General features: G+C 37.0%; 9 protein-coding genes and 1 pseudogene. 5 read left to right on the top strand and 5 right to left on the bottom strand.

The window, feature by feature from the left end; translation table 11 throughout:
* Window positions 1–54: 54 nt before the first annotated feature.
* The 3 genes from ACFIJ0_RS00935 to ACFIJ0_RS00925 all read left to right on the top strand — a co-directional run bounded on the left by ACFIJ0_RS00935 (window position 55) and on the right by ACFIJ0_RS00925 (window position 7,785).
* Window positions 55–2,886, top strand: a complete 2,832-nt coding sequence (locus ACFIJ0_RS00935) for an autotransporter outer membrane beta-barrel domain-containing protein (protein WP_375624211.1) — start codon at window positions 55–57, stop codon at window positions 2,884–2,886.
* 768 nt (window positions 2,887–3,654) lie between these two features.
* Window positions 3,655–3,954, top strand: coding sequence for an autotransporter domain-containing protein (locus ACFIJ0_RS00930; RefSeq protein WP_375644079.1), 300 nt, complete (start codon window positions 3,655–3,657; stop codon window positions 3,952–3,954).
* Window positions 3,955–4,668: 714 nt separating this feature from the next.
* The gene (locus tag ACFIJ0_RS00925) at window positions 4,669–7,785 is read left to right on the top strand and encodes an autotransporter outer membrane beta-barrel domain-containing protein (RefSeq protein WP_375644080.1); all 3,117 of its coding nucleotides are present in this window, start codon (window positions 4,669–4,671) and stop codon (window positions 7,783–7,785) included.
* An 894-nt stretch (window positions 7,786–8,679) separates the two neighbouring features.
* Here the strand turns inward: ACFIJ0_RS00925 and ACFIJ0_RS00920 are convergent.
* The 4 genes and pseudogenes from ACFIJ0_RS00920 to ACFIJ0_RS00905 form a co-directional block, all read right to left on the bottom strand.
* Window positions 8,680–9,489 (bottom strand): annotated as a pseudogene (locus tag ACFIJ0_RS00920) (autotransporter outer membrane beta-barrel domain-containing protein); the annotation flags it as partial.
* Between the two features lie 471 nt (window positions 9,490–9,960).
* On the bottom strand, window positions 9,961–10,932 hold the full coding sequence (locus ACFIJ0_RS00915; protein WP_375644081.1) for a WD40 repeat domain-containing protein: 972 nt from the start codon (window positions 10,930–10,932) through the stop codon (window positions 9,961–9,963).
* A 10-nt stretch (window positions 10,933–10,942) separates the two neighbouring features.
* Entirely contained in the window at window positions 10,943–11,971 is a 1,029-nt protein-coding gene (locus ACFIJ0_RS00910) for a CobW family GTP-binding protein (protein ID WP_375624204.1), read from the bottom strand.
* Window positions 11,972–11,993: 22 nt separating this feature from the next.
* Window positions 11,994–12,737, bottom strand: coding sequence for a creatininase family protein (locus ACFIJ0_RS00905; protein WP_375624202.1), 744 nt, complete (start codon window positions 12,735–12,737; stop codon window positions 11,994–11,996).
* An 852-nt stretch (window positions 12,738–13,589) separates the two neighbouring features.
* Here ACFIJ0_RS00905 and ACFIJ0_RS00900 point away from each other — a divergent pair.
* The gene (locus ACFIJ0_RS00900; RefSeq protein WP_375624201.1) at window positions 13,590–13,946 is read left to right on the top strand and encodes a hypothetical protein; all 357 of its coding nucleotides are present in this window, start codon (window positions 13,590–13,592) and stop codon (window positions 13,944–13,946) included.
* A gap of 806 nt (window positions 13,947–14,752) precedes the next feature.
* On the opposite strand, the gene ACFIJ0_RS00895 is transcribed toward ACFIJ0_RS00900, so the two are convergent.
* Window positions 14,753–16,087 carry an NAD(P)H-dependent oxidoreductase gene (locus ACFIJ0_RS00895; RefSeq protein ID WP_375624199.1) on the bottom strand — a complete coding sequence of 445 codons (1,335 nt, stop codon included), beginning with the start codon at window positions 16,085–16,087 and terminating at the stop codon, window positions 14,753–14,755.
* A gap of 163 nt (window positions 16,088–16,250) precedes the next feature.
* On the opposite strand from ACFIJ0_RS00895, the gene ACFIJ0_RS00890 reads away from it, so the two are divergent.
* Window positions 16,251–16,730, top strand: coding sequence for a MaoC family dehydratase (locus ACFIJ0_RS00890; RefSeq protein WP_375624197.1), 480 nt, complete (start codon window positions 16,251–16,253; stop codon window positions 16,728–16,730).
* Window positions 16,731–17,048 lie beyond the last annotated feature (318 nt).

The raw sequence follows: 17,048 nt of genomic DNA, 5'->3' as shown, positions 1-17,048 counted from the left end.
TTTGGCAGAGTTTGTATTTTAAATAAGCGGGGAGAAAAAATTTACGGCGGAACTATGAATAAAATTTTTAAAAATCATCTCTCGTTATGTACTTTCACAACAGCTATTCTTTTCTTTGTGCACAATGCTGATGCAAATTTGCAAAGAGTTGATGCCAGTTTGCAGAGTGTTGGTGAAGGGGGCAATAAGGAAGATCTTTCTCCATGTGGTCGGAGTGGGTTATCTTACCGGTGTAGCAATCGTCAGACAAATCAGATTTCCAAAGAAACTTATCAACTAACTGATAAAAACAGTGATGCAGATACAGCCATAGAGGTATCTAAGAAAGGTACCATAGTTGAAGCGCAAGAAATAACAGTTGGGGGTTTTTCGAGTGTGGACAGTGTTTCGGAAAAAGGACTTTGGAAATATGGTGTAAAGGCCTCAGAGGAGGGACGTATCTTTCTGAAAAATTCGAATTTAAGTGGCGTTTTGGTGGGGGTGAATGCTAGTCGTGGATCAATAAGTATGCAAGGTGGTTCGATTGACGCAATCAGAGTAGCAGTTTCTGTAACAAAGGAGGAAGATAGAGTGGGAGCTTCTGCAAATGGCGTAGAAGCTGATCGTGGCGGAGTTTCTGATATTTATTTAGACAATATGAAAATTAAGACAAATGGTGTTGGAGTTAAGATAGAAGGAAAAGGGAACGTCGTGCTAAAGGGGGTTTCTCTTAGTGTAGAGGGAAATCAGATCATGAAAGCAGATGGTCGCAGTGAAAATTCAGCTTTTTATGCGCTTCGAGGCGGTAACATTAATTTTATGAAAGGTCGTATTGATGTTACCAATGCTCATCTATTTTCATTGCAGGGGAATGGTCATACTTTTACTAGCATTGAAAATTCTACTATTACAATAAAGGGCAATGCATATGGTATGCGCTTAGAAGGAGAGATGGAACTTAATGATCCGTCAAAAAAAGAAGTTGTTTTGGTTGGAACGGATTTTATAGTTCCAAATAATGTAGCTGTTTATAGTAGCAAGTCCAATAGTTCTATTAATCTCTTTCAAGGTGCAAGGCTTTTAGGAGATTTATTGCTGAGAGCTGAAAATAACTCTTCTGTAATGGTTAATGCTAATGCTTCTGCTATTGTAGGGGGAGTTCGTGTTGATGAAAGTTCTACTGTCAGGCTTCAATTGTCTAATAATTCGCAATGGTTTTTATTGCGTCCGAGACATAACAATTTACACGATTTTAATTCTATCGGTGATTTATCGGTTTCGTCTGTATTACTTTATAACAGTTCTATTGTTTTTGAAGAACCAAGAGCCAATACATCCCATGATTATCAGACTATGCGCATTGGAAAGGGATCTGATGTTGTTTATAGGGCATACCAAGGTTGGATTCACATGAATGCGCGTTTGGATCCTAGTGTTTCGAATGACAATCAAGTAGCGGATAGGCTCTTAATTCACGGTAACGTTCGTGGAAAAACTATAGTTCACGTGCGAGGTATTTCAGGAGTTTCAGGAGAAGAAAGTGCAAAAGCGCACAGTATTTCACTTATTCAAGTATATGGAGAAGCGAGAAATGATTCTTTTCAATTGAATGGCCAATACGTTACGCTAGGTGGGGCACCTTATAAATATGTTCTTCGTTCCTATGCTCCAAGGTTTACTGTAAAGGAAGAGCATATGAAGCAGAGATTTGTTAAGGACGATAAATTTATTAAGAACAATGAGCCTTTTTGGAATTTTCGCTTAGAAAATCAATATGTCGTTTCTGATGATGGTATATCTTCTACTGTTTCTGAAAATACGCCTCCTGTACGTATTTCTGTTTCGGATATTATTCCTGAACATTCTGTGGAATCGACATCTACTGTCGATTTTACATCCACTGCCAATGCTGAATCCTCTGTAGATGTTGTTTCTGCTGTAAGATCTGTTGTTCCGCAAGTTCCGACTTATCTGCTCTTGCCAAATAGCTTATGCCATATCGATTTGATGGATATTAGCAATAAAAACGAGCAGTTGGAGATATTGCGGACCATTTCCAATGGAACGCTAGAAGTTTATGAAAAGCCTGCTTTATTTTTGCGCAGCTATGGTGGTCATTACCATTATGCTTCAGATCTGTCCGCGCTTGAATATGGTTACGGAGGCGATCTTGGTTATAAGGCCATAGAGGCTAGTGCTTTGTTGCAAACAATAGAAAGTATGTATGGTACCATGTCCTTTGGTGTCATGGGAACTTATGGCAAACTTTCTTTGCAGCCTCAAGATGTTGAATACAGTCAAAAAAGTGTATTTGATAAATGGATAGCGACAGCATATGCCACTATGCAGCATGATGCAGGCTTTTATGTAGATGCTCTGTTCTCTTATGGTCTATTGAAAGGCGATGTTCTCACCCTTGCGCGTGACAAAACAGCAACGTTGAAGAGCAAACCTTTAAGCGTTTCTTTGACGGGTGGTCAGTCATTGGCAACAGGCTATAAAGGTTTTGTTTTTGATCCACAAGTTCAGGTTATTTATCAAAATCTCCAATTTGATCAGGCTCGTGATATTGATAACTTTGATATTGAGATGGGAAGACTTGATCAGTGGGTGGCTCGTGTTGGTGGACGTTTGACCAAGACTCCTACAGGCTCTGAAGGCGTGAATGCTGTTGCTTTCTATAGTAAGCTTTATCTGACTCATGCTTTTGGGAAGGAAAAAACTGTGCATTTTAAGGATGCTTTTAAATTGGGTGCTTTTGGTTCTTCATTAGAGGCTGGATTAGGCTTTAATGCTCAATTGTCTTCGAAGTTTGCTCTTCATGGAGATCTTGTTTATCAGCACAAGCTTACAAAGGCTGGTTTTTCTGGAATTAGTTTCTCTGGGGGATTGCGCTATCGTTTTTAGCTTAGTTGTGCTTTGATTGTTTCATTTAAAAGCCACGAGCATAGTTTGTGGCTTTTTTTCTCACAGTGTTTTATTAGCAATTTTGAAAACAAGTTCTTTGTGTGTCTAAAAGGTGTCTTCTAGTAAAGTTTATTTGCTTTTTTATTCCTGATCTAAATTGTGTTTGCTCGCATTCCTCTTGCTTATCATGCATGATGCTAATATGTGAGTGAGTTTGAGGTTGGTTAAGCCGTTCTGGAACTTAGGCTAAGGTCTTAAATTTTGAGTTTTTCTCCGTTTTTCATCTTATTCCTGCTGCTTCTTATGCACTATGTCTGTTTCTTCTTGCATCCGATACTGTTCTTGTTGTATCTGGGGGAGCTCTTGTTTCTGAGCTTTCTCCAAATTTTGAACGAAATGCGAGAGCCGTAGTTCTATAGATTCTGTTTTGTTTCTTCGTATAAAATGGTTTATTTCATGTCGTCTTGTTGGATAATAGTGCTCAAAATAAGCAGTTGGAAACTCTATAGACTGTTTTCGTCGATTGTTGAAAATCAATAAAAATCTTGTCCTGTTTTGAGCGATTACAGAGGAAAGTATCATTATACTTCAAATCTATCTAGGCTTGAATATGGTGATGAAGGTGATCTTGATTATAAAGCGATAGAAACAGACGTTTTTCGCAGAATAAGAATAAGTGAGAGTGTGTTGTGTTTGCGGTAATGTCCTTTGGGTTTATGACAAGCTTTCTTTGCAGCCTCGAAAGGTTAAAAAGTCAAGAACGTATATTTGATAAAATGGACAATCACAGCATATGGAAGCATGCAGCATGATTCAGGATTCTATGTTGATGGTCTTTTATCCTATGGTTTGTTTAATGGAAATGTTCTCACACTTGAGCGAGGTAAAACGGCTGCATTGAGAGGTAAGCTTCTAAGTGTTTTCTTAACTGCTGGTAAAACATTTATGATAGGCAGCCGATATTTTATTTTTGAACCACAGGTTCAGTTTGTTTATCATAATTTTTCGTTTCATAAAGTCTGCGATATTGATGGTTTTGATTGTGGGATGGAGAAACAAAAACAATGAGCTGATGCGTGGTGTTGGGCGTTGAATCAAGATATTTACTGTATCTGGAGAGGGGGGGCGTTGTTTTTAAAAATGGCAGCTTCATTTGGGCAGTGATTTGAGAAATAAAGAGATTGTGTATTTGGGTGATACTTTTCAATTGGCTGCTTTAGGCTCTATCCTAGAGACAGGAATTGGGTTTTAATGCCAAATTATCTCCACAAATTACATTTCATGGAGATATAAGTACAAGCTTAATAAAGCTAGATTTTAGGGAGTGAGTTTCTCTAGTGATTATGCTGCCGCTTTTAATTATGGTGAAAAGTGGATTTTGTATAAAAGGTGCTATAGTGCGCTGCTTTTTTTATAATTGAAAGTGTTCTCTATCAAGCTAAATTTTTCCAAAGCTTTTGCCGATTTTATCTTGATTTTATATGATCTTGAATGGGATAGATTTTTGATTTCAACAGGTAACAACATGGTGCTTTTTCTTATCAGCATAAACTGTTTAAGGTTAGTATTGCAGAGGGATTTCTCTAGGTAGATTCCATTGTCATTTTTATCTGTACTTGAAATATAAAATAATTTATATATAAGTATATAGTTATATTATTATATATAGTTATATTAGTTAGTAATATTTAGTATTTGTCTTTTATTTCTCGTATTTTAGAAGTTTTTTTGATCATTTTTAAGTGTTCTTCATCTTTTAATAAAGAGGGGTAAAGCGAAGTTATGTTTAATACATTCCGAAATCATATATTTTTTTGTGCTTTAACAACAGCTGTTTTTCATTTTTTGCAAGTTGTCAATGTTAAAGCTGCTGGAGGTTCGTGTGATCCAGCTGCTCCATTTTATAAATGTGATGATGGTGGAAGACACACACTTCATAATAAAACTTATTATTTAAAAGGTCTCCAGGAGGATTCTGATGATTCGGCTCCCATTGCTGCTATATATGTGGAAAAAGAAGGCACGGTTATTGATGCATCTCAGATCATTGTTCTGGGTGATAATTCAGATAAAATATCTGCCTATGGTGCATATGTAAAAGATGGCGGAGAGCTTAATTTAACCGATGCGAATTTTAATAATATACCCGGTCTTCGTGCTCAGAATGCAGTTATTAACATGACAAGAGGGGCGTTTGAGGGGAGTTCGCATGCTATTTATGCATCGGGAAAAAAAGCAGATATTGCTTTAGTTTCTGTAAATATTGGGATTAAGCCAGACGCTTTGAATATAAAATCGATAGGTATTCTTAGTGGTTTTGGTGCAATGGTTAGAATGTCAGGTAGTACAGTTACTTTTGAGGAGGTAGGCTCATTTTCATCACGGTTCGGGGGGAGATATCTTCTTGATAAAATGCAGATTAATGGGAAAGGAAAAAAGGAAAGGGATAGCGTTGATGACGAAGATGAAGAAAAATTTATAGATAAGTTTCCAGGAGCTTTTGAGGTTTTTCAAGGGGGGGATGTTCATTTGAGGGATAATACTATTCAGCTTACCGATATGCATGCTTTCTTGATTAAAAATTTTTCAGGTTTTGCAGATGATAAGGGTAAGTTGGTTCAACAATATGGTTTATCAGATGACTTTAAGAAGACAAAAATTCAGCTTGAAAGATCAAATGTTTCTGTGCAGGGAGAGGGAACTTATGGTCTGTATTTTCATTCGTTAGGTCCAAAACAACTGGTTCAATTCCTAGATGAATATGAAGAAGAACTTTCAAATGCGGATACAGTTATTACGGGTGAGGCATCTGTTTCTTTGACACAGACAACTTTAACAGTTCCAAATGGTACGGCTATTTATAGTAGAGGATCTTATGGTGGCGAAGTTCTCAGTTCTATTGAATTAACAGGCAACTCAAAGATTTCTGGTGATTTGTTGTTAAAAGCTGAAAAAGGCTCTTTTATCTCTCTTATAGCTCATGACTCTTCACTTGTAGGAGGGACCCGCGTTGAGGATATATCTACTGTTGATTTGCAGTTAAGAGATGGCTCGACATGGACTCTAAGAAAAAGGAAATATCAAGATTTGCAGGAGCCGAATTCTACAGATTCATCCATTTCCTTTTTGAGTCTTTTCAACAGTACAATTGTTTTTGCTAAAGATAGTTCTGACGATTATCAAACGCTGCGTATTGGAAGGAAACAGCCATACATTGAAAATGAAATGGATAAAGTATATAATGACAATGGAATGAATGAAGTATTTAGCGCACATGGCAATGTTCAGATTAAGCTCAGTGCATTTTTGAATAATGAAGGTTTGTTTGATCCTCAAAAAGTTGATCGTATTTTGATCCATGGTGATGTCTCTGGAACTGCTGTGATCCATGTACAAGATCTTTCAAAGAATTCAGAAACAAGTGTAAGCAATGAAAGAATCGACGATGTAAAAAACCGGAGTGTTTCGATTATTCAAGTTTCTGGGATAGCCCAGCAGGATTCTTTTAAACTAGCTGGCAATTATGTTACAGTTAATGGTTCACCTTATCAATATAATCTTCAAGCCTATGGTCCCACTTCTCCTTTGGGAAGAGCTAATCCTAGTGATAGATTAGTTGAAGGAACGGGGGAATTTTGGGATTTTCGTCTCGAAAGTATCTATATTAATCCTAAACCAACTCCTTCCGAAGTTATCCCTGTTGAGCCGGTTACTCCTGCACCTGTTCCACCGATGCCTTCTCCGCTTGAGCCATCTGTACCGTCTGAATCAGAAGATCCTTTGCCTACAGATCCTATGCCTACTCCATTTACACCTGTTCCACCTGTGCCTTCTCCGCTTGAGCCATCTGTACCGTCTGAACCAGAAGATCCTTCACCTAAAGATCCAATGCCTACGCCCTCTAAACCTGATATTCATTCTGAGTCAGGAATTAGGGCTGTAGTTCCACAATTGCCAACTTATCTTTTTTTGCCCAATGCTTTATTCTATGCTGGACTTATGGATCTCACCATGCAAAATAAGGAGTTGGAGTCAATGGGAAGCGCTTCTCATAGTTCTTGGAAAGATGATGAAAAGACAGCATTTTTTGTCCGTGGTTATGGTGGAAGTCACCATTATACTTCAAATTTGTCTGCTTTTGAGTATGGGTATGGAGCCGAACTCGATTATACTGCACTGGAAGCAGGTATTTTGCTAAAGGAAATTGAAAGTTTATACAGCCGTGCATTCTTTGGGATGATGGGAACCTACGGAAGCCTCTCTCTACAGCCTCAAAATGTGGCACAAAGTAAAAAGAGCACATTTGATAAATGGTCTGTTGCTGTTTATGGAAGTCTCCAGCATGATACCGGTTTCTACATGGATGGAGTATTCTCTTATGGTCTGTTTAGGGGTGATGTTCTTACTTTTGCACGAGGCAAGGTTGTAGCGTTAAAGGGTAAACAGTTTAGCGGTTCTTTAACGAGTGGCAGAACGTTTGCAACAAGGTATAAAGGTGTTATTTTTGAGCCGCAGATTCAGATTGTTTATCAGCATCTTCAGTTTAATCCGGCATATGATGTTGATAATATTGATGTTGATTTAGGAAAATTTCATCAATGGGTGGGGCGTGTTGGTGGGCGTTTAAGCAAGACACTTAATGTTTCTGAAGAGGGACGTGTCGTTTCTTTTTATAGTAAGCTTTCTTATTTGCATAGTTTTGAAGATAAGCAATTTGTTTCTTTTAAAAACGATTTCCAATTAGGTTTTTTTGGTTCTTTTTTGGAAGCAGGTCTTGGGTTTAATGCTCGTCTTTCTTCAAAACTTTCTCTTTATGGAGATTTAACTTATCAGCATAAATTTAAGAAAGTTGGTTTTTCTGGAACGCATTTTTCTGGTGGATTAAGCTATCATTTTTAAAAGAGGTACAATGTGTATTTTTATATGAAAGGCAGAAGATTTTTCTGCCTTTCAATGTATTAAAATTTGTTTTGCTTCGATCAATATGGTTATTTTTGAGATAAAAGATTACAATAGATGCTTTCTTAGATTTATGATTTATATACTTTCTTCTATGCGATGAGGAATTTTTCTAAAATTTTTCATGTTATGATATGGGGACAGATTTCATTGTGAATGTGAGAAGCTTGAATGCTGAATGCGTGTGGCATGATCTTTCAAAAGAGGCGATATTGATGGTTTTTTTTAATATAAAGTAGATGAGGATTGGTTTTTAGGCGTTTTTCTTAAGAGGGGGTGGTTATTTTTGTCTATTTCTTTATTAATTTTTATAGATCACAAGTTTAGTCTTTATGAGCTTTATGCATTGTTTTGAATTTTGTTTTAGAACTTTATTCATGTTTGTATCATTTAATACGCATATTATTTGTTCCCTTTTTTATGATATTTACTTAAGAACTTTCGATAAATACTTATTTTTAGAACAAACAGAGGGAGTTTTATGTAAAATTATAATAAAAAGTAAAGTATGCTTTATCGTGTTTTTACGGTTATTTTTTTGTAAATGATAGGTGCCAGAGAAATTTTGATAAGATACAATATATCATTTTCATTGCTGTAATAAACGGATAGCATATTCTTTTTTCAGTATTCAATACTGCACAGATTTTAGCACTCGAGAATGTTCATAAGAAACAATTCCACTTTTTTCAAAAGTCTTTCTTTATATGCCAGCTTCGTTTGTGATGGACAAGGGGTTAATTGATTACATATAAACAGGTTTGAAATGAAAGAAATTTATAATATTCAGTTTTTTATTCAATATATAGAATGATAAATGAACATTCTAAATCATTGATGAAATTTCCCTAAATCAACATCATATGCCGGATTAAACTGAAGATGCTGATAAACAATCTGAATCTGCGGCTCAAAAATAACACCTTTATACCTTGTTGCAAACGTTCTGCCACTCGTTAAAGAACCGCTAAACTGTTTACCCTTTAACGCTACAACCTTGCCTCGTGCAAAAGTAAGAACATCTCCCTTAAAAAGTTCATACGATAATACCTCATCTATATAAAAAACCGTATCATGCTGGAGACTTCCATAAACAGCAACAGACCATTTATCAAATGTGCTTTTTTTACTTTGTACCACATTTTGAGGCTGTAGAGAGAGGCTTCCATAGGTTCCCATCATCCCAAAGAATGTACGACTGTATAAACTCTCAATTTCCTTTAGCAAAATACCTGCTTCCAGTGCAGTATAATTCAGCTCAGCGCCATAGCCATACTCAAAAGCAGACAAATTTGAAGTATAATGGTGACTTCCACCATAACCACGGACAAAAAATGCTGTCTTTTCATCATCTTTCCAAGAGGAATGAAAAGCATTCCGCATTGTCTCTAACGTCTTATTTTGCGTGGTCATATCCACTAAATCAGCATGAAATAAGGCATTTGGTAAAAGAAGATAAGTTGGCAATTGAGGAACAACAACTCTAATTTGGAAATTAGTCTGAACATCAAGCGACATAGGAAGATTAGACGAAGGATCAATAGGGTCAGAAGATGTAGAAGGCTTTGGTTTAACAGAGGTAGAAGCAAGAGAAACAGAATTCCGAGATGGAGGAGATGCCGGAACAGAGGGCGATGATAGAAGCTCCATGGAATGATTATTAGATGGAATCTGCTAGGCAAGAAACCGAAGTGTAGAAGGCTGCTAGGAGGAAACTTTGCTCTTTAGAGAGGGAAATCAAAAAATTTTTTATTTAGGAAAATAGTGTTGAATTCCATTCTTCTGATCGTAGGAATAAATAGTTGTTTCAATGATGGTATAAGCTATTTTTGCTGAATTTTTAAGAAAAATGCTTTTGTCGAAGTATGTAGCCTATAGGTGTTTATAGGGAGCTGGGGGGCGATCTTGGGGGTGATGTTTTTATTCTTGTATGGGGGTAGCAATGTTAAAAGGTCAAAAAACATGTTTAAGGTATTTTCTTGTCTGAAGGGGGGAGGAAAGATTCAATGATTACGAAGATTTTATGAGACTTTTGAGGGAGACTAGGAGATAGGATTTCTAGAGGATTGTGTAGGCATTTTCTATCAGCGATGGTTGCGTTTGTTGATGCTTGGTTTAATCAGTGATATTGATCATACCACATTCACCATTTTCGCTACCGAAGGTGAGGTTGTATCCTGCTTGATCCCAGTTGAGTGCTGAGATAGCACCTTTCCCATAACCTTTTAGAAGGACTTCTTTTCCATCATGAAAATATGCCGCTAAAATCATTCCATCATTGAAGCCTATTGCTACAATTTCTTTGTTTGGGTGGCATGAAACGCTGCTAACAAGCGCATTTGCTCGTGTTCCTAGTTCTAGTGGTGTTTTTCCCATGGGGCCATCTTTTGTATGAAAGGGCCAAACAATTGCGGCAGAGGCACCTGATGTTGCTAGCCATTTTCCTTTTGCGCTCCAAGACCAGCTTTTGACTTTGCTTGGGTAGCCACTCATCCGTAAGTGTTGATGATCTCTAAGACGCCAGCCGTGTAAGGCGTTTTCTTGCATCGTGGAAATGACATAGCGGTTGTCTGGCGAAAAGGTGACGCCACAATGAGCTCCTTTCCATACCAATGTGGTGGGAGCTATTTGCGTTGATAGCCAATGAAGAGTAACTCCATTGTAATGGGCAACGGCAAGTCGTAAACCTTTTGGGGCAAAAGCGAGGCCTTCTACACTGCGTTCATGTGTGAGCTCTTGTCTTTCTTTTCCAACATGCACAAATGCGAAACGTGAGGAGGAAAAAGCAAAAGCTTTTTGTGGACCAAAAGCAACGTTGTTTATCCATTTGCGTTCTTTTCGGCTTAGCACTTCTGTATGTCCCGCTGCGATTGTTTGACAGATTTTTCCATCTTCTCCACCTGTGATGATCGCGGTATTGTCAGGGGAAAAATGGCTTGAAATTATTCCTTTGTGAACTTCAAAGATTTGTGGGGTTGGATTAAAAAAAACAATGAAACCTTCTACGGAAACAAAAGCTGGTTTATTGCCTATAAAACCGCAGGAAAGACAGTAACTTTTGAGATCATAATGGGTAATGTTTGGCATTATCACTCACTTATGCGCAATTTTCAAAACCAGTTTTTAATTTTTCAGCATCAAGGGAGCGTCCTATAAAAACAAGGCGACTTTCTCGTTTTTCATCTTCACGCCATGGGCGTTGATGTTGTCCCTCAAGAAGCATGTGTATACCTTGAATGACGTAACGATCATCGTCTCTTTGAAAGGCGATAATGCCTTTGAGACGCAAGATATCAGGTCCCTGTTGCTGCGTAATCTGTTGGATCCAGGGGAAAAACTTTTCTGGTTGCAGAGCACCTGTTTTTAAACTTACAGAAGTGATGGTAATATCATGAATGGAGGATGCGTGATGATGGTCATGATGGCAATCGGGACCGCACACATGGTTGGCATGTTGGTGTGTATGTTCGTGATCGAGAAAATGAGGTTCATGATCGAGAGTCCGTTGGAGATCAAAGAAACCACGATTGAGGAGTGTCTCAAGAGGGATATTGGCGCGCTGTGTTGTATAGAGTATAGCGCGAGGATTAATGCCCAGAATAAGGGATTCAGCATAGGCGCGTTCTTGTTCTGTGACAAGATCAATCTTATTTAAAAGAACGATGTCAGAGAAGGCAATTTGCTCTTCAACTTCGCGACTTTTTTTCAGTTGAGAGGGCAAATGCTTTGCATCAACGACCGCTATGACACTGTCGAGAGCTGTTTTTTCATGGATAGTATCATCCATGAAAAAGGTCTGTGCTACGGGAATGGGATCTGCAAGCCCTGTCGTTTCTATAATGATCGCATCAAATCGATGAGAACGTTGCATCAGACTTTCCAGAATGCGAATGAGATCACCACGTACGGTGCAGCAAACACAGCCATTATTCATTTCATAAATTTCTTCGTCTGATTCAATGATCAGGTCATTATCAATACCAATTTCACCAAATTCATTGACAATGACTGCATAACGTTTGCCATGATTTTCACTAAGAATGCGGTTGAGAAGGGTGGTTTTTCCTGCACCAAGATAGCCTGTGAGAACCGTAACGGGAAGTTTTTTGGGGTGTGTCGTTTCCATGGAGAGACCTTATTATTGTTCTTTATTGCCATGTGTTTATGTTAAATCGATTGATATCATCAAGTAAATCACGAAGCTGAGACAGAACATGAGAAAAGATTGCTTCACCGGCTTGTGGTGTTGCTTTGCTTGCGTTTCCTGCCGCACCTTGCGTATTTAAATCATGCATTGTCCAGCCAAAGGCATGAGGACCATAAGCGCGTAAATATCGATAATTGGCAATCATATCCGCTTGTTTATTATGAAAATTTGTTGCCTTTTCCATATGAACTTTTTCAGGTGCTAAATAGAGCATGAGAGAGGTTTCGATAAAACCTCCATGGATATCAAGATGCTGTTGAAAAGGCTCCATAAGACCTTGTGGCAAACCAAAACGGCTCCAGCTTGTTGCTACAGCGAGCATGGAAAGGCGCCTTCGTAATTCGGTGATAACAATGCTCATTAAAGGTGAATTGCCTCCGTGAGCATTGAGAAGAAGAAGACGGTTGATCCCTTTATGATAACAGTTTTCACCAATCTTGATCCATCGCTTAATCGCATCAGAAAAGGTAAGGGTTTGTGTGCCTGTAACATCCATATGTTCTATAGAATAGCCAATCTTTTCAACCGGTAAAAGTGCGATATGAAACTGCTCTTTTGTCTGTAAAGTGAGGGCTTTTGCAAAAGCTTCAGCAATAATCCAGTCGGTTTCGAAGGGAAGGTGCTCTCCGTGATATTCGTGTGCGCCCAAAGGTAAAAGAGCGAGAAAAGGCCTGTTAGATACCATAAATTATTGCCTAAAAGAGAAGTTAATACAGACAAAGTGGTCAAAGGTGCTATCACTATTTAATCTATCTATAAGAGAAACGCAAATAGGTGTCTTTTTACATCACATATGGATGCTATAAAAATGAGAGCTTTATTAAAAATAGTGAAGTTTTTATTGAGCAAAGCCAACTCAATTTTTTCTGTAATATGAGGCGACCGTTCTAAAGATAGCTATCTTTGGTAATTCTTTCTGATGCATATTCTCATTTTTAATAAGTAAATATTCAGACAGATTAAATACTTCACATCATATAATGAAAAATAATTTTTTCATTATTTATTGAAAACGCAATTTTTTAGTAATTTTCTCTATAAATTTTCTTTCAATAATTTGATCAATTATTTATTATTATTATTATTTAATTTGCACAAATTGAATACAGTTATGTGAATATTGGCAAAAATTTCCTTTAAAGATAATTATTTGTTACTAATACAGGGTAAATATAATTACTCAAAATATAAATATGTATGTGATCTACAATCTTGAATAAACATATAGAATAACTTTTATGAAAATTAATAAAGAAAATTGTTTTTCAGTATTTTGGATGATCATCTTATTTTTTCATGACTCTATTTTTTATTTAATTTTATGTATTTTGTTGATGCTTTAGTGTTTATTATAATTTTTTTGTAAATCTGATAGATTTATTTATTTTATAATTTGTTTCTATCAATTATTGATTTTATGTATTTACATGTAATACATAATGTGTTATATATAAATTATTAAATATAATTTTTGGTTTTTATATATGTGAATATTATTTCATTTTTTCAGTGAAGAAAAAGAGGAGAAAAGAAAGCTATGTTTAAAATATTTAAAAATAGTGTATGTTCATTTACTTTTACACTATTTATTCTTTTTTTTGTACAAACTATACAGGGAAATGCAAGTTTTGTGAAAAATCAATTTCAAGAGAGAATGGCAGTTACTATTTCTTCACTAGAAAAAAATGTAGCTGTTAAAGCTGTGGATAGAGCAGTTAGTCGAGGCATTGAGGAACAAGATGGCATTGCTTTGGGGAAAGCTGAAAAAGCTTCTGCCTTTTCAGGTTCAGCCTTTTGGGGTGGAATAGGTATTTTAGCACTTCTTGCTTCTTTATGTATTGGGGATGTATTAGGTGCTGTTGTATCTATTTTGGGAATATTCAGTACACTTTAATAGAAAGCTCTTCAAAAAAGTCAAGGATTTTTTTGTTCACTTCATTATTTTGAAAAAATAAGTATTTGAAATTATTTATAATGTACTGGAGTGAAAAATCACTATTCTTAATACTAAATGTAGCTTTTATTAACATTATTAAAGTTCAAGGTCCTACATTTATGTTTTTTTTATAAATTAGTGTAACCTGATTTTTTACAGTTTATGGTTATTTCCTAGTAATAAGGCTAGTATACTCACTATCTTTATCAGCCTTTTAATATTGTCTACCTTCTCTCATATGAAGGTTATTCATCAAAGGCAAACTTAATCCTTTTTAAAAATTTTTTCTCTTTCATAAGAGGATAAAATAAAAATATCCCTGTATTCAGGGCTCTTTTGCAATAAGAAAAATGATAGCTTATTATTTATCATCTCAAATTTGTTTATGTTAAATCCATCAAAAGTATTTTTTACGTATGACAAGTTGCCTTCGTGTATGGATAAAACTATTAAAAAAAGAGTAAAATTCTTCTCATGAATCATCTCAAAGGCTCAAGGATTGTCGTAATATTGGCAAATAAAATGATGATGCCGGTTTGTATCTTTATAGAGTAAAGATAGTGATACACAATGAATCTTATGCCATTTTATGGGGTGGTTTATATTGTAGCATTTACGGGCCATATTGTGGGAGGGAAGTAGTGATGTGTGTCGTTGGAAAATGCCTTTATTAAAACAGAAACCTGTATTTGTGATACAAGTGTATTCTGGATTGTTCTGTTGTGTAAGGGAAGGATACTTCTAAGGAAGGTAATAAGGAGTGTTTATAGCTTAGCGGAAGAAGGTCCATGAAGTAAAAGGTCTTGTTTAGCACGAAGACGTGCAATCCATTGATCTTCACGAATAGCAGTATTATGTACTGTAATGAGTTCGTTTTTTTTAATTGCAGTTGTTACTGTTGCTTTTTCTAAAAGACCACAAGGAATGGCGTGGTGAGCGCGTGCTTCTGCGATGTTCATTATCCAAGCGCGATAAGTATAAAGACCGATAAAGTCTAGCTGATCACCTGGATGTAAATCTTTTTTAGCAACAGCACAGACTTCTACTACGGGATGGCTAAGAGGAGCCATATCTTTTTTGCCATAAAGCATAACGCGTGCGCAGGTGAGGGGAACTTCCATTGCTGTTAAATGATAGGGGCGGTGAAAGGTAAAATAAGGGCCCTGACCAATTTTTAAATCTTCCATACGTTCGCGTAAACGTGGGTGTGCTATTTCTGCAATGACAAAGACACCTGGGGAAACACCTTGGCCTGTTGAATAATCCACAATACCATATTGCTGCAAAATGCCTCCATCTTGTTTTGGGATAAGCACTTTGCTCAAATCTTGCAGCGCCGCTTGTGGTCCATGCATTCCTGGGCAATCGGGGAGAAGTCCAGTGGCATTGGCAATTGCTGCCATTTCAACCATCGTTTTGGAACCATCAATAAATTCAACCAACATGCGCACATTCATATTACGCCGGAATGCTTCTTCTTCGTAAGCATCAGGTATAGCATCAAAGCGCAGAGGATTATTTTTTCCTTTCCCCGCTGCAACAATCTTATGTCCAAGGGCTGAAACAAATTCTATGAGTTCCATACAAGAAGTTGGTTCATCTCCGGCACCAAGTGTATAAATGAGCCCTCGTTTTTCTGCTTCATGTTTGAGATAAGCGCCAATTGTAACATCTGCTTCAACATTCATCATGACAAGATGTTTGTTATTCTCAAGCGCTTTGATACCAATTTCTGCTCCTGCTTCAGGATAGCCTGTTGCATCAACGATAATATCAATTTGTTCATGACGTAAAACAAGGTTAATATCATCTGTTGCTGCAATCAAATCTTTTTCAATGCTTTGCGTGAGAGCATAAGTATTTTCAACTTCACAGACATGCCCATCCTCACCATAGGCTAGTGAAGCGGCATCAAAAATACGTGATGGCGTCCTAGTGGCTACTGCAGCGACTGTTATACCATCCATATGAGCAATACTTGATAATAAATCTGTGCCCATTTCACCACAACCAATCAGTCCAATACGGATGGGGGGATGCTTTTCTGCACGTTGTTTCAAATCATGTGCTAAACCTGTTAGGCTCACATTGCTTGCCATTCTTTTTTCCCATTTGAAAACTATTCTGCTAAAAAACTTTTCTCATTCATAAGGTGCATTTCTTTTTAAGACAATTAATCTTTTATTCTTGATGCTCTAATCAATGGATTTTATAAAAGCAAGAGGGGTGGTTGCTTTTATCAAATAAAATAGGAATAGCGTTATGCAGCAGAAAATAGCAGTACAAGATGTCACCAGTTTTATTGGGAAAGAAGTGGGATTATCGGGGTGGCGTCTTGTTACACAGGATATGGTTAATCAGTTTGCATGCGCTACAGATGATCACCAATGGATACACGTTGATGAGGAAAAGGCAAAAAAGACGTCTTTTGGGGGCACAATTGCTCATGGTTTTTTAACATTATCGCTTTTGTCTACGCTCGCTTATGAGGCTCTTCCAGAGTTGGAAGGGAGCACAATGGGGATTAATTATGGTTTCGATAAAGTACGCTTCATGAGTCCTGTGAAAACAGGGGCACGGGTACGTGCGCGTTTTGTGTTAGATGCTGCAGAAATTCGCCCTTCTGGTCGAGTGGTTTTCCATTATGGGGTTACAGTGGAAATTGAACAGTTAAAAAAACCAGCTCTTACAGCTCAATGGCTTATTGTGGCCGTGGTGGGAGAGAAAATGTCCAATGTCTAGATTAGTTTGAGTACTTTATTTTATACAGTTCTATGAGAAGTTATCTTCAATGATAATATTGAGAATAATCTATAGGATGATAGGTATGGTGGAGCTGTTATAGCGTTGATAGCCATAGCAGATTGCTATCTTTCCGAGGTCTTTTTGAAGAGGAGTTTCCTAATGAAGATTGTGCATTGCTTCACGCTTTTGTTGATAGCGTTCTTGAGTTCGATAACATATTATGCATAAAAAACTAATAAAGTCAATAGTTTGAGTGAAATTATTTTATATGAATCCACTTAAGAATCCACACTTTTATGCATGATTCATTTGATC

The organism is Bartonella sp. OC68QHHN, assembly GCF_042193875.1.
Taxonomy (GTDB): domain Bacteria; phylum Pseudomonadota; class Alphaproteobacteria; order Rhizobiales; family Rhizobiaceae; genus Bartonella; species Bartonella grahamii_A.
This window is presented reverse-complemented; position numbering and strand designations above follow the sequence as displayed.